Source organism: Planococcus donghaensis MPA1U2 (genome assembly GCF_000189395.1).
Lineage (GTDB): Bacteria > Bacillota > Bacilli > Bacillales_A > Planococcaceae > Planococcus > Planococcus donghaensis_B.
Map to the genome: position 1 here is coordinate 151,334 of NZ_AEPB01000032.1, position 13,026 is coordinate 164,359.

At 39.0% G+C, this 13,026-nt stretch carries 17 protein-coding genes; 15 read left to right on the forward strand and 2 right to left on the reverse strand.

The genetic code is table 11. The annotated features are described in order from the left end of the window. The first annotated feature begins 8 nt into the window (after window positions 1-8). The 5 genes from mutL (at window position 9) to GPDM_RS09530 (ending at window position 4,564) form a co-directional block, all read left to right on the forward strand. Window positions 9-1,829 (forward strand): DNA mismatch repair endonuclease MutL, encoded by a 1,821-nt coding sequence (gene mutL, locus GPDM_RS09510; protein WP_008430922.1) that lies wholly within the window; start codon window positions 9-11, stop codon window positions 1,827-1,829. A gap of 59 nt (window positions 1,830-1,888) precedes the next feature. After that, window positions 1,889-2,809 (forward strand): alpha/beta hydrolase, encoded by a 921-nt coding sequence (locus GPDM_RS09515; protein ID WP_008430923.1) that lies wholly within the window; start codon window positions 1,889-1,891, stop codon window positions 2,807-2,809. Beyond that, on the forward strand, window positions 2,802-3,758 hold the full coding sequence (miaA, locus tag GPDM_RS09520; protein WP_008430924.1) for a tRNA (adenosine(37)-N6)-dimethylallyltransferase MiaA: 957 nt from the start codon (window positions 2,802-2,804) through the stop codon (window positions 3,756-3,758). The genes GPDM_RS09515 and miaA overlap by 8 nt, the downstream gene beginning before the upstream one ends. A gap of 10 nt (window positions 3,759-3,768) precedes the next feature. Further along, on the forward strand, window positions 3,769-3,993 hold the full coding sequence (gene hfq / locus GPDM_RS09525) for an RNA chaperone Hfq (protein ID WP_008430925.1): 225 nt from the start codon (window positions 3,769-3,771) through the stop codon (window positions 3,991-3,993). 271 nt (window positions 3,994-4,264) lie between these two features. Then, window positions 4,265-4,564 carry a rhodanese-like domain-containing protein gene (locus tag GPDM_RS09530; protein ID WP_008430926.1) on the forward strand — a complete coding sequence of 100 codons (300 nt, stop codon included), beginning with the start codon at window positions 4,265-4,267 and terminating at the stop codon, window positions 4,562-4,564. A 49-nt stretch (window positions 4,565-4,613) separates the two neighbouring features. Here GPDM_RS09530 and GPDM_RS09535 read toward each other — a convergent pair whose 3' ends face one another. Beyond that, window positions 4,614-5,219, reverse strand: coding sequence for a trimeric intracellular cation channel family protein (locus tag GPDM_RS09535; RefSeq protein WP_008430927.1), 606 nt, complete (start codon window positions 5,217-5,219; stop codon window positions 4,614-4,616). A gap of 108 nt (window positions 5,220-5,327) precedes the next feature. Here GPDM_RS09535 and GPDM_RS09540 point away from each other — a divergent pair, with 108 nt between their 5' ends. The 7 genes from GPDM_RS09540 (at window position 5,328) to GPDM_RS09570 (ending at window position 10,804) form a co-directional block, all read left to right on the forward strand. Continuing rightward, window positions 5,328-6,560 (forward strand): methionine gamma-lyase family protein, encoded by a 1,233-nt coding sequence (locus GPDM_RS09540; RefSeq protein WP_100069885.1) that lies wholly within the window; start codon window positions 5,328-5,330, stop codon window positions 6,558-6,560. Window positions 6,561-6,681: 121 nt separating this feature from the next. Then, window positions 6,682-7,068 carry a MerR family transcriptional regulator gene (locus GPDM_RS09545; protein ID WP_008430929.1) on the forward strand — a complete coding sequence of 129 codons (387 nt, stop codon included), beginning with the start codon at window positions 6,682-6,684 and terminating at the stop codon, window positions 7,066-7,068. A gap of 41 nt (window positions 7,069-7,109) precedes the next feature. Continuing rightward, window positions 7,110-8,444: a type I glutamate--ammonia ligase gene (glnA, locus tag GPDM_RS09550; protein WP_008430930.1), complete on the forward strand. Its 1,335-nt coding sequence runs from the start codon at window positions 7,110-7,112 to the stop codon at window positions 8,442-8,444. A 547-nt stretch (window positions 8,445-8,991) separates the two neighbouring features. After that, window positions 8,992-9,198 carry a hypothetical protein gene (locus tag GPDM_RS09555; RefSeq protein WP_008430932.1) on the forward strand — a complete coding sequence of 69 codons (207 nt, stop codon included), beginning with the start codon at window positions 8,992-8,994 and terminating at the stop codon, window positions 9,196-9,198. 107 nt (window positions 9,199-9,305) lie between these two features. After that, window positions 9,306-9,737: a hypothetical protein gene (locus GPDM_RS09560; RefSeq protein WP_008430934.1), complete on the forward strand. Its 432-nt coding sequence runs from the start codon at window positions 9,306-9,308 to the stop codon at window positions 9,735-9,737. A gap of 59 nt (window positions 9,738-9,796) precedes the next feature. Further along, window positions 9,797-9,991, forward strand: a complete 195-nt coding sequence (locus GPDM_RS09565) for a hypothetical protein (RefSeq protein WP_008430935.1) — start codon at window positions 9,797-9,799, stop codon at window positions 9,989-9,991. Window positions 9,992-10,072: 81 nt separating this feature from the next. Then, window positions 10,073-10,804: a class I SAM-dependent methyltransferase gene (locus GPDM_RS09570; protein WP_008430937.1), complete on the forward strand. Its 732-nt coding sequence runs from the start codon at window positions 10,073-10,075 to the stop codon at window positions 10,802-10,804. Window positions 10,805-10,934: 130 nt separating this feature from the next. Here GPDM_RS09570 and lexA read toward each other — a convergent pair whose 3' ends face one another. After that, window positions 10,935-11,555 (reverse strand): transcriptional repressor LexA, encoded by a 621-nt coding sequence (gene lexA, locus GPDM_RS09575; protein ID WP_008430939.1) that lies wholly within the window; start codon window positions 11,553-11,555, stop codon window positions 10,935-10,937. A 165-nt stretch (window positions 11,556-11,720) separates the two neighbouring features. On the opposite strand from lexA, the gene yneA reads away from it, so the two are divergent. From yneA to GPDM_RS09590, 3 genes are read left to right on the forward strand one after another with little or no spacing between them, the layout of a single operon-like run. Beyond that, window positions 11,721-12,038: a cell division suppressor protein YneA gene (yneA, locus tag GPDM_RS09580; protein ID WP_008430941.1), complete on the forward strand. Its 318-nt coding sequence runs from the start codon at window positions 11,721-11,723 to the stop codon at window positions 12,036-12,038. After that, the gene (locus GPDM_RS09585; RefSeq protein WP_008430943.1) at window positions 12,035-12,688 is read left to right on the forward strand and encodes a YneB family resolvase-like protein; all 654 of its coding nucleotides are present in this window, start codon (window positions 12,035-12,037) and stop codon (window positions 12,686-12,688) included. The genes yneA and GPDM_RS09585 overlap by 4 nt, the downstream gene beginning before the upstream one ends. Before the next feature lie 58 nt (window positions 12,689-12,746). Continuing rightward, window positions 12,747-12,980: a DUF896 domain-containing protein gene (locus GPDM_RS09590; RefSeq protein ID WP_008430945.1), complete on the forward strand. Its 234-nt coding sequence runs from the start codon at window positions 12,747-12,749 to the stop codon at window positions 12,978-12,980. The last annotated feature ends 46 nt before the right edge of the window (window positions 12,981-13,026 follow it).

The window sequence follows — 13,026 nt, forward strand, 5'->3', positions numbered from 1 at the left end:
GTGAGCGCATGGGCATCATTCGATTGATGGACGAACCTCTATCCAATAAAATAGCTGCAGGGGAAGTAGTAGAAAGACCGACTTCTGTCGTAAAAGAATTAGTAGAAAACGCGATTGATGCAGGGAGTACGGCCATTGAAGTATTGCTTATTGAGGCGGGGCTGACTTCTATACAAATAATTGATAATGGAGCAGGTATGGACGCAGATGATGCATTATTGTCATTTTCTCGTCATGCGACTAGTAAAATTGCAAACGAACACGATTTGTTCCGAATTCGAACGCTTGGATTTCGTGGCGAAGCATTAGCTAGTATCGCTTCTGTATCAAAAGTAACTTTGCATACGTCAAACGGGGAAAGTGGTACTTTCGTACAAATGGAAGGTGGCCGTCTAACAGAACATCGTGCAGGGTCTCTTAGAAAAGGTACGGATATAAAAATTGATCAATTGTTTTTCAATACTCCTGCTCGTTTAAAGTATATGAAAACCTTGCAAACAGAATTGGGTCATTCAATTGATTTATTAAATCGCTTTGCCCTGAGTTATCCGGGGATTGCTTTTAAACTAGTACATGACGGAAGAATTATTCTTCAAACTTCAGGCAGTGGAGAAATCAAACGAGTATTAGCGGATATATATGGAGTGGCAATTGCTAAAAAAATGGTTCCATTTGAAGGTCAATCTCATGACTACAAAATTTCAGGGTATGCCTCACTACCTGAAATCACGCGGGCCAACAAAAATTACATTTCGTTATTTGTAAATGGGCGTTGGGTCAAGCATTATGCGATTGCCAACACAGTTCACAAAGCGTACCATACGTTTTTGCCACTGGAGAGACAACCGATAGTGGTCATGAACATTGAAGGCGATCCTTATTTAACAGATGTCAACGTACATCCAGCGAAGCAGCAAATTCGGTTAAGTAAGGAAAAAGAATTAATGGAACTTATCCATGAAACACTTCGTCGAACGATTAGCACTGTTGTCCGAGCACCCGTAATCGATAAACCAAAACCGGTTAAACAAGCGCCGACCAGACAATTGGATTTGTGGAAAAGCTCGTTTACAGTACAAGAAGCAAAAGAAGAGCCTGTTCAGCGATATTCAGAAGTTCCGGTAGAACAAGAAAAAGTCGTTGTGCCACAAGATAAAGAACGCGTTCAACAGGATTTTCCGACAATTGAACAAACACCAGCAGTTCAAGAATACGAAGAAGAACAACAAGAACAAGGTCCTCAATTTCCAGAACTTGAAGTGGTTGGTCAAATTCACGGGACGTATATTGTGGCGCAAAGTAACGATGGCTTTTATTTGATCGACCAACATGCAGCGCAAGAACGCATCAAATACGAATACTTCCGTGAAAAAGTCGGAGATATTGATAGTAACGAACGACAAGCATTGTTATTGCCATTAACATTTCACTATAGTCGAGATGAAGCTTTGCGGTTAAAAGATCATTTACCGGTATTAACTGACAGTGGTGTTTTTCTAGAAGAATTTGGAGATACATCGTTTATCGTCCGTGAATACCCAACATGGTTTCCGAAAGGCTTTGAACAAGAAGTTATCGAAGATTTAATCGAACAGATTTTAACAGAACGCAAAGTTGATGTAAAAAAATTGCGTGAAGATGCAGCGATTATGATGAGCTGTAAGCGATCGATCAAAGCGAATCATTTTTTGCAAAAACATGAAATGGAACGGTTGCTAATGGATTTAAAAAAAGCTGAACAACCGTTTACTTGTCCGCACGGTCGCCCAGTTATTATCCATTTTAAAACTTATGACGTGGAAAAAATGTTCAAACGTGTAATGAATTAAGTTTTTAATGTCATGATAAATAAGTTTTTGGGTATAGGATAAAAGAAAGGGTGTAGAAAATGCAAGTATCGAAAAACTATATGCGCGTTTCTGACGGTCACGAACTATACGTTGAATGTTACGAACCAACAAACCCGATTGGTCATGTCCATATTATCCATGGCATGGCAGAACATATAGGACGTTACAAAGAGTTTGCGGAATACTTAGTGTCACGTGGATTTGTTGTATCTGCACACGATCAACGTGGCCATGGGAAAACTGTCGAACGTAACGGCATACAAGGCTATTTTGCAGATCATAATGGTTTTGAACGAGTAGTGGAAGATGCGTATTCAGTTATTCAAGAAGTGCAGCTAGCAACTGGAAGGCTGCCGCTTGTATTGTTTGGCCATAGTATGGGTTCATTTGTGACCCGTCGATATATTCAATTGTATAGTGACTCGGTTCACCGTGTCGTATTGTCTGCAACAGGTGGGGATCCAGGTGTTTCTGGAAAACTTGGCAAAGTTATAGCAGCTGCATCGGCAAAAATGTATGGCAAGCAAGAACAAAGTGAAGCGCTTGGGAAATTAACGTTTGGTAGTTTCAATAAGCCATTTGAACATGAGGAGTCCGCTTACGCTTGGCTAAGTCGAGACAAAGAAATGGTTGCGAAATACGAAGCAGATCCATTATGTGGTTTTGAATCAACCAATCAATTTTATCAGGATCTGTTTTCAGGAATTACTACTGTGAATAATCCTGAAAAAATCGCTCATGTACGCAAAGATTTACCGATTTTACTAATTAGCGGAGCGGTAGACCCAGTAGGCGATAATGGTAAAGGTGTGTTCAACGCAGCCAAACAGTTTAATGATGCAGGAGTGAGTTTAGTCAAAGTATATCTCGTTGAAGATGCACGACATGAATTGCTGAACGAACTGGGGCGACATGATTCCTATCATGTAATTGGCGATTGGATGTGCGGTAATGATTGATGTATTAGCAGTAGTTGGACCAACAGCTTCTGGTAAGACTGCGCTAAGTCTAGAGTTAGCGAAACACTTAAACGGGGAAATCATTAATGGAGATTCGATGCAGATTTACCGTGATATGACAATTGGCACAGCAAAAATTTTGCCGGAAGAGATGGGTGGCATTCCCCATCACTTAATCGATATTAAAGAACCCAATGAAAGTTTTTCGGTGGCTGAATATCAACAATTAGTTCGCGAAAAAATTGCTGAAATTCAATCGCGTGGCAAATTGCCTATTATTGTAGGGGGCTCTGGGCTTTACGTTCAAGGGGTATTATTTGATTATCGTTTCTCAAAAGAAGCTGTTGATCAAGAGCTTCGTGAGAGCTTGAATAAGGAGTTAGAGCAATTCGGTCCTGAATGGATGCATGAAAAATTGCTTAAATTGGATCCGCAAAGTGATATTCATCCAAATAATACGCGCCGTGTTTTGCGAGCTATCGAAATACTAAAGAGCGATCAGCAAAAAGAAGACCGCAATTTAGCCTTGTCCCCAATGTATAACGAAGTCATTATTGGACTAGATATTCCGAGAAGTGTATTGTATGAGCGCATTAATCAACGAGTAGATACGATGCTTGAACGAGGCTTAGTCGAAGAAGTAGAAGCGCTAAGGCAAAGAGGGATTCGCGATGTACAGTCTATTCAAGCAATTGGTTATAAAGAAATTTATAGCTATTTGGATGGACACTGGAGTCTAGAGCTAGCCGTTGAAAAGCTTAAACAAAACTCGCGTAAATATGCTAAAAGACAATTTACGTATTTTAAAAACAAATTGCCGATTTTTTGGATTGATGCATTAGAACAGCCAGAAAAAAATCTCCAGGAAATAATTGCTTTTATGCAGGGAAATGACAGAGACTGTCGAATTGATAAACTTACGGCAAACCAAACGCCAACAGAGAAATAGGGGGATTCACATGAAACCGATCAATATTCAGGATGTCTATTTAAATCAGCTTCGTAAAAATAATATTTATGTTACCGTTTTTTTACTTAATGGCTTCCAACTAAAAGGAATCATTAAATCTTATGATAATTTTACGGTGTTGGTTGAAACTGACGGCAAACAACAATTAATCTACAAACATGCGATTTCAACGTTCTCGCCAGCAAAAGCTGTAGCAATTGAACACGAAGAATAGCAAAGCTTCCGGACTGTTTAGGCAGTCCGGATTTTTTTAGGTTATACCCGTCAGAGTTGCACGGGCACCTGCGCTTTTCTGAATGTCTAGCTCCGGTGCCCAGCTCTTTGGGTCATAAGCCAGCCCAGCTGAATGGCAAAGAACGCCATTCTGCTATTCTGTCTTATGCCCGTCAGAGCTACATGGGCACCTGCGCTTTTCTGATTGACAGCTTGCTTTTTGGGGTATAGGATTTTTGTGTGAGTAAGATTTAAATTCAGGAGGGGTATTGATGAAAACTATTACAGCGGATGAATTGCAAAAACGTGTAGAGTCGGGCGAAGAGTTGAACATCATTGACGTTCGTGAAGATGATGAAGTGGCAACAGGAATGATTCCTGGGGCAAAACACATTCCCCTTGGTGAAATGGAAGAGCGTGTTGGAGAACTAGATGCGCAAAAAGAGTATTATATGATTTGTCGTTCAGGTCGCCGTAGCGAAATGGCTGGTGGGATTTTAGAAACCAATGATATCGATGCAACTAACGTCGAAGGTGGCATGCTAGCTTGGAATGGTGAAACAATCGCATAAGGAAAATTTAAACGGGCCCCTCGGATATACTACCGAGGGGCCCGTTTTCTTAAATCATATGAATTTTACGAGCGGGTAATCTCCATTTAAACGTATACGACAAAATCCGTAAAATTGTGATGAGCACAAACAGTGAATACAACATTAAGTCGGTGTTGGCCGAATCGAAGCTTATAAACAAGCCTGCCAATGCTGCCCATACAGCGTAAATTTCAGATTTTAACACAAGTGGTTTTCTGCCGGCTAACATATCGCGTATAATCCCGCCACCTGAACCCGTTAATACTGCAGCTACAATAATCGCAAACAACGGCAATTCCAGTTCAACGGCATAAATGGCACCTTGCACAGCGAATGCTGATAAGCCGATCGCGTCAAAAAAGTACCCCCAGCGATTCCAATGACCAAGTAATTTATGTGGAAATAAGAAAACGATCGTTATCGAAACAAAAGCCAGTTGGAACATGAATTCCTGTTCCCATAATGCCGAAACAGGCACGCCTATTAATAAATTTCGGATGGCCCCACCGCCAAAGGCTGTGACCACACCAAGAAGATATACGCCAAAGATATCGTATTCTTCCTCCATAGCAATAATTGCGCCGGATACTGCAAAAGCAATCGTGCCGATTGCGCTCAGTACTTCCCAAGCCATAGCCTTTTTCCTCCTCAACATACAACTCTATGAATTGTAGCAGAATTTGACGCTATTTCAAGTCATGCCGCATAATAGAAAGAGAAATTCAAGAGAATGGAGAATTACATGTTAACAACAATTAAAACAATCGAAGAAACAATTCAAAAACAACTGCAATTAGCTGATGAGACGGCTTATATAAATCAGGAAAAAGTTTTGAAGGCTTTTCATAACCAACGTGTTAGCGATCATCATTTTAATCCGTCAACAGGCTACGGATATGATGACGAAGGACGGGATACATTAGAACGCGTTTATGCAGATGTCTTTAAAGCAGAAGCAGCACTGGTACGCCCGCAAATTATTTCAGGGACTCACGCCATTACAATTTCGTTGTTTGGAGTACTGCGCCCGGGCGATGAATTGTTGTATCTGACAGGTAAACCATACGATACATTAGATTCCATCGTTTCCGGAGGAGAAAAAGATACCGGTTCATTAAAAGACTTTGGAATAAGCTATCAGCACGTAGAACTAAACGCTGAGAACAAAATTGATTGGGAGGCAGCTGAAAAAGCCATCAATAGCAAGACGAAAGTAATTGCCATTCAACGCTCGAGAGGTTATGACACACGTCCTTCTTTTACTATAGAAGAAATTGAAGAAATGATTGTCCATATCCGGCGCATAAAACCAGAAGCGATAGTTTTTGTTGATAATTGCTATGGGGAATTTGTCGAAACACAAGAACCAATTGAAGTTGGGGCAGATTTGATCGCGGGTTCGCTCATCAAAAATCCTGGTGGCGGATTAGCTAAAATTGGTGGATATATAGCTGGAAGAAAAGATTTAATCGAAAAATGCGGTTATCGTATGACTTCACCGGGTATAGGTGGAGAGGCTGGAGCGTCACTCAATGCCTTGCCTGACATGTATCAAGGGTTTTTTATGGCACCTCACGTTGTTTCACAAGCATTAAAAGGGGCAATTTTTACTTCCGCGTTATTAGAAGATGCAGGCATGACAACAACGCCTCATTGGAGCGACAAACGCACAGATTTAATCCAATCGGTCTCATTTCAAACTGCTGAACAAATGATTGCTTTTTGCCAAACAATACAAGCTAGTTCACCGGTAAACGCGCAATTCAAGCCTGAACCTGCATACATGCCTGGTTATGAAGACGATGTCATCATGGCGGCAGGTACATTTGTCCAAGGTTCTAGCATTGAACTGACAGCGGATGGTCCGATTCGACCACCATATACGGCATTTGTTCAAGGCGGACTTACATACGAACATGTGAAAATTGCTGTATTAAATTCTGTAGATGCATTGAAAAAACAACAACTAATTTAAATAAAGCTATATAAAAAACTTGCAGAAAATTCACATGTTAGAAAACTTAACATTTCGTTGACAACTAATATAACGTGATGTATGATTTAGAAGTAGTAATTATTTGAAATGAGTGAATCTTATGACGAACCGGGTCAGACGGACAATGCCGCTACTTCCGATCAGTATAGTTATGCAGCTGACGGAATTGACAGCGAGACAAATTCGTTATTACGAAGAGCACAAGCTAATCAGCCCTGCCCGTACAGAAGGCAACAAGCGTATGTTTTCACTAAATGATGTCGATGCTTTGCTTGAGATCAAAGATTATTTGGATCAAGGATTGAACATGGCAGGCATTAAAAAACTTTACGACTTAAAAGAAACCCCTGAAAACGAAAAAGCTGAGCCGAAAAGCTTGAGCGATGCAGAGTTGCGAAAGTTGCTGCATGAAGAATTGAAACACCAAGCCCGTCCATTTGAAAAAGGCGGTTTTAGACAAGGTGATTTATCCCGTTTCTTTAACTGAAATGGGCTTACATATAACATTCATAGGAGAGTGAAGAGAACATGGGCAAGTATTCAAAAGAAGACATTCAACGATTAGTAAAAGAAGAGAACGTTAATTTTATTCGTCTGCAATTTACCGACATTCTTGGGGTCATTAAAAACGTTGAAATACCGACATCCCAATTGGACAAAGCACTCGATAACAAAATGATGTTTGACGGATCTTCAATCGATGGTTTCGTACGCATTGAAGAATCTGATATGTATTTATTCCCGGATCTTGATACGTGGGTTGTTTTCCCATGGATCACAGGTAAAGGAAAAGTAGCTCGTTTAATCTGTGATATTTACAGTGCAGACGGTACGCCATTTGCTGGAGATCCACGTACAAACTTGAAACGTGTATTAAAAGAAATGGAAGAGCTTGGATTCACACACTTCAACCTTGGACCTGAACCAGAATTCTTCTTGTTCAAACTTGATGAACGTGGCGAACCTTCATTAGAACTAAATGACCACGGTGGTTATTTTGACTTAGCACCTATGGACCTTGGCGAAAACTGCCGACGTGACATCGTGCTTGAGTTAGAAGAAATGGGCTTTGAAATTGAAGCATCTCACCACGAAGTGGCACCTGGACAACACGAAATTGACTTTAAATACGCAGATGCTGTAAAAGCATGTGATGATATTCAAACGTTTAAACTTGTTGTTAAAACAATCGCTCGTAAACACGGACTACATGCTACATTTATGCCGAAACCATTATTTGGTGTAAATGGTTCTGGTATGCACATGAACGTTTCGTTGTTTGATGGAGATCGCAATACATTCCTTGACGAAGACGGCGAAATGAAACTAAGTGAAACAGCTTACCAATTCCTTGCAGGTATTTTAGAGCACGCTGAAGGATTTACAGCTATTACAAACCCATTAGTAAACTCATACAAGCGTCTAGTTCCTGGATACGAAGCACCTTGTTACATCGCTTGGTCTGGTCAAAACAGAAGCCCGTTAATCCGTATTCCGGCATCACGCGGCTTGTCTACACGTGTTGAAGTGCGTTCAGTCGATCCAGCAGCTAACCCGTATTTAGCAATGGCAGTACTATTAGGTGCAGGTCTTGACGGCATCCGTAGAAAATTGACTCCGCCAAACCCGGTAGATCGCAATATCTACGCGATGAACAAAAAAGAGCGTGAAGCTGTCGGCATTAAAGACCTACCTGGCACATTGTACGCTGCACTACAAGAGTTACAAACAAATGAAGTCATGACTAAAGCTTTAGGCGAACACATTTTAAATAACTTCGTTGAAGCGAAAGAAATCGAGTGGGACATGTTCCGCACATCAGTACACCCGTGGGAACGCGAGCAATACTTGAAAATGTATTAATAGGAAAACCGTTGGGGCTTAAAGCTCCAACGGTTTTTTTGTTTTATAGAAAGAGTCAAAGAGTTAGCTAGTATATGGAAAAGACCCTGGAATTCATAGTCTTCTAATCTTTTTTTAATTCATTTGCTTCCTTAGTAATTTAGATGTAACAAACTTAGATGGGTAGAACCCCTCTGATTAAGAAAATGGTTTTTCGAAAATCATAAAGCGAAGTAGTAGAAAATCTTAAAGCTCAAGATCTTTATTTAGAGAAATTCCAATTATATGATGGATAAGTAAAAACTTTTGAAAGCCGAATTCATAAGCCTATGAGTATAAGGCATTAAGAGAGTAATCAATAAAGTTTTCATAAAATTCCTTGTAGTAAAAATAAATACTTTATGATATTAGTTTGATTATTATTTAATTTATTTTGTTTGAAAACCTATTTAGAAGGTTTGAAGTCCTTGTCTTAAGGTTATATTAATAGAGTATCCTACAAATTTAATAACTCGTACTGAATTTTCCTTTGTACACGAGAAGGAGGATTTTGTGGGAGGGGATTAAATTGAGGAAGATACAAGGCATTTCAAATTTGGTAACTTATTTGGAATCAGTAAATTATCCTGTGGCTGCAGAGCAAATTACAGAGTTAATGCTAAAAAGAAAAATTCCGCATCGTAAAGCCTATCAGGATATTGTGATTTTTAACTTAGAACACATAGACTGGTGGATCGCGGAGCAGCAGAAACAACAAATAAACGAAAATACTTAAAAAAGACCTCAATTTCCTTTTGTATAGGATTTTGAGGTTTTTTTGGAAACTTTATACACTTCGACTCGTCTACTGTTATAATCAATAAAACAAAGGAGGCGTCGGCCATGCGCTTTTTAATGACAATCATCGTATTTTTGATTTTCTTTTCCTTTGCTGGAATAGGTGTGTATGTCGTAGGTCCAGATCTTTCTACGGAGCGCTTTGCAACAGAAGCGACTGAAAAAATGCGGAGCAATGGTCAGTTGGAAAAAGTTGTGGAGTATGTAGAAAACGATCCGAAAATGCGCCAATACATAGAAGAAGCAGAAATCGCGGAGCCTAAACAACAAACTTTGCCGTTTCAAACGACTGGAGATGCTGCTGGCACGTTGATTAAAAAAGTGGGAATCAGTGACTTGTCTAAGATGAAGTCGGGCGTAGAAGACGGCACCATGACTGCAGAAGAGGTCATTAAAAAACTTGAAGAAAACTTAAGCGAAGAAGAGTTATTAGCTCTTAAAGTTGTTGTCTACAAAGAATTATACAAACAGCAATAGAAACCTAACTATGGTAAACTGAGTCACGAAGAGCGCGATACTTTAAGGGAGGCCATTACATGAAGACGTTTCGAGTTGAGTTCAATTTTGATCAAGAAAACATCATCGTTCATAATGTTCAGGCCATGGATAAAGAATCGGCATTAAGTCAAATTCCATCTAATGGTACTTATGAAATTTCGGACAAAGAAACAGGTTCTATTTACCGGATCACGATTAATTTAGTTAACTATATTAAAGTCAGCGAATTATAGAAGAGTCTTTCTTGATAAGCTGCACGTTAAGGTGCTGCTTATGCGGCATCTTTTTTTAGTTTCTAACAAGGGGGAGTTCGTTTGGAATTTAAAGGTTCAAGTGTTTATGATGAACAAGAGTTTTTGTCGAATTATTTAAAACGAAGAAATCGAGTGGATAGTCCGAATAATAGCATTGAAAAACCCGTAATGTATGACTTACTTGAAGGTGTGCAAGACAAACGCATATTGGATTTAGGTTGTGGAGATGCCGAATTCGGAAAAGAGTTAATAGAGTTAGGAGCGCTTTACTACCAGGGAGTAGAAGGATCTGAACAAATGAGTAAACTAGCATCTCAAAATTTAGAAGGCCTTCAAGGTGAGATTACAAAATCTACGATGGAATCGTTCGATTTTCCGCAAGAACACTTTGATATAGTTACTTCCCGTTTAGCAATCCATTATTTAATAGAGGTAGAAGAGTTCTTCCATAACATTCACAACAGCTTAAAGAGTGGGGGACAGTTTGTCTTTAGTGTTCAACATCCCTTAACAACATCTTCTTTTGAAAGCAAAAAGACAGGTGAAAGAAGAGGGAATTGGATTGTTGATGACTACTTTGTAGAAGGCGAACGACATGAGCCGTGGATAGATAAAATTGTAGTTAAACATCATCGAACAATTGAAAGTTACTTTTTCTCTTTAACGAAAGCAGGATTTACAATTACGGGACTTCGCGAAGGGATGCCAAGACGTCAAGATTTCCATGATGAAGAAGAATATGAACGAAGAAAAAGAATCCCTGTTATTCTAGCCTTTAGTTGTATTAAATAATAAAGTTTCTTGTTTACATAATAAAAATATTAAGTTGAAAAATTACTGTGTTAAAAGTATAAAAAATAGGCATTGGAATAGTTCTATTCCAATGCCTATTTTTACTATAGCAATTTAATCAAAATTCTTCCTAATGGATTTGACGATAAACGCCAACCACTTTACCTAAAATAGAAACTTGATCCACAATGATTGGATCCATTGAAGAGTTTTCTGGTTGCAAGCGGAAATAGTTATCTTCGCGGAAGAAACGTTTAACAGTTGCTTCGTCTTCTGCGGTCATCGCAACAACAATATCTCCATTATTAGCGGTTTGCTGTTGTTTTACCACCACATAATCTCCGTTTAGAATCCCTGCTTCAATCATACTTTCACCCATAATTTCAAGCATGAAAATATGATCATCTTCTGTACCATAGCTTTGAGGTAGCGGGAAGTATTCTTCAACATTCTCAATAGCTGTAATTGGCATACCTGCTGTTACTTTACCGATTAATGGAACGTGCAATACTGGGCTTTTATCAATTAATGCTTCTTCCGTACTGATAACTTCAATTGCTCTAGGTTTTGTAGGATCACGGCGGATCAGGCCTTTACTTTCAAGGCGTGCCAAGTGACCGTGAACGGTCGAACTAGATGCTAGGCCAACTGCTTCTCCAATTTCACGAACGGAAGGTGGATAGCCTTTTAGGCGGACTTCTTCTTTTATGAATGTCAGTATGTCTTCTTGACGTTTAGATACTTTTTTCAACCGTTTCACCTCATTTGAGTAGTTCTACTGGATTTCTACCAATAGTATACCAACTCGGGCTATGAAATGCAAACATAGGTTCGAATTTTATCGTTGACAAAAACACCTGTTCGCATTATTATGAGAACATACATTCCGAACACTTATTCTCAGGAGGCGATTCAGATGACAATCATCCGACAAAATTCTTACCTAATCTTATTCTTTGCTTTAATTATGGTATTTACTTTTTACGTAATTTTGACCCATAATACAAATAGTGTACAAACCAGCCAAGTAAAAATAGAAGAAGGGGATACACTTTGGACACTAGCTGAATCTTTTAGTGGTTCGACTCCCCATCATGAATGGATTGAGGAAATTATGAAAGAGAATAATCTTTCTACCGCAAAAATTATTGCCGGACAATCGCTTAAAATACCCAGTGAACAACTAAATTTTTCTCCAGATGAAACAAGAATATTTGCAGGTGATTCTGAATGAAGAAAAACGCTTTTATTTATTGTCGTGTCAGTACGACAAAAGATACGCAAGAATCTTCACTAGAAAGACAAGAAGAAGAATTGATGAAGTTTGCATTTCAGCAATCCTATAAAGTAGATGGTGTGTTCACTGATCAACATAGTGGATACGAAATGGACCGTGATGGATTATTGGAAATGCTCAACAGCATTAAAACTGAAAAAGTAGAAGCTGTGTTTATACAAGATGAAACACGCTTAGGCAGAGGTCATGCACGCATAGCACTTTTACATGTGATGAAAAAATACGATGTGAAAGTTTATACCTTGTCAGATCAAGGACCCATTGCATTAAACGATATGGACGACATGGTTCTAGAAATACTAGCGATTGTAGAAGAATATCAACGTAAAATACACAATGCCAAAATCAAACGAGGCATGAAACGTGCTGTAGACAATGGCTATAAACCAGAAAGAAATTTAAAAGGCAAAGGAAATCCTGATGGACGGGAACGCCTAGATTTACCTATTGATCAAATTGTGAGCTTAAAGACCAATGGCTTAACGTTTAGTGAAATTGCTGTAACGCTTCAAGGCTTCGGCTATCAGGCAAGTAAAGCTACGGTACATCGTCGCTTTAAAGAATATCAAAGGCTTATGGAAGACTAAACCATTGCAGAAACCCGACTTTTTTTGTACGATATGAAAAGAAGAAAGGTGGATGTGTATGTTATCACCAGACAAATTAAACCGTATTAATCAATTGTCACGTAAGTCGAAAACAGAAGGTTTGTCAAAAGAAGAAGCAAAAGAACAATCTGCTTTGCGCCAAGAGTATTTGCAAACTTTCCGCAAGACAATGCGCGGTACAATTGAAAACGTAAAAGTAATTGACCCTGAAGGAAACGATGTAACACCTGAAAAGGTCAAAAATATTCGAGAGAATAAGTATTTGAATTAAATACTTATTCTCTTTTTCATTGTATTCTTTCCTATAGTTGACTAAA

Coding starts and splice junctions, on each gene's coding strand:
- mutL (WP_008430922.1), top strand. CDS start 9: ATGGGCATCATTCGATTGATGGACGAACCTCTATCCAATAAAATAGCT.
- GPDM_RS09515 (WP_008430923.1), top strand. CDS start 1,889: ATGCAAGTATCGAAAAACTATATGCGCGTTTCTGACGGTCACGAACTA.
- miaA (WP_008430924.1), top strand. CDS start 2,802: ATGATTGATGTATTAGCAGTAGTTGGACCAACAGCTTCTGGTAAGACT.
- hfq (WP_008430925.1), top strand. CDS start 3,769: ATGAAACCGATCAATATTCAGGATGTCTATTTAAATCAGCTTCGTAAA.
- GPDM_RS09530 (WP_008430926.1), top strand. CDS start 4,265: ATGAAAACTATTACAGCGGATGAATTGCAAAAACGTGTAGAGTCGGGC.
- GPDM_RS09535 (WP_008430927.1), bottom strand. CDS start 5,219: ATGGCTTGGGAAGTACTGAGCGCAATCGGCACGATTGCTTTTGCAGTA.
- GPDM_RS09540 (WP_100069885.1), top strand. CDS start 5,328: ATGTTAACAACAATTAAAACAATCGAAGAAACAATTCAAAAACAACTG.
- GPDM_RS09545 (WP_008430929.1), top strand. CDS start 6,682: ATGACGAACCGGGTCAGACGGACAATGCCGCTACTTCCGATCAGTATA.
- glnA (WP_008430930.1), top strand. CDS start 7,110: ATGGGCAAGTATTCAAAAGAAGACATTCAACGATTAGTAAAAGAAGAG.
- GPDM_RS09560 (WP_008430934.1), top strand. CDS start 9,306: ATGCGCTTTTTAATGACAATCATCGTATTTTTGATTTTCTTTTCCTTT.
- GPDM_RS09565 (WP_008430935.1), top strand. CDS start 9,797: ATGAAGACGTTTCGAGTTGAGTTCAATTTTGATCAAGAAAACATCATC.
- yneA (WP_008430941.1), top strand. CDS start 11,721: ATGACAATCATCCGACAAAATTCTTACCTAATCTTATTCTTTGCTTTA.
- GPDM_RS09585 (WP_008430943.1), top strand. CDS start 12,035: ATGAAGAAAAACGCTTTTATTTATTGTCGTGTCAGTACGACAAAAGAT.
- GPDM_RS09590 (WP_008430945.1), top strand. CDS start 12,747: ATGTTATCACCAGACAAATTAAACCGTATTAATCAATTGTCACGTAAG.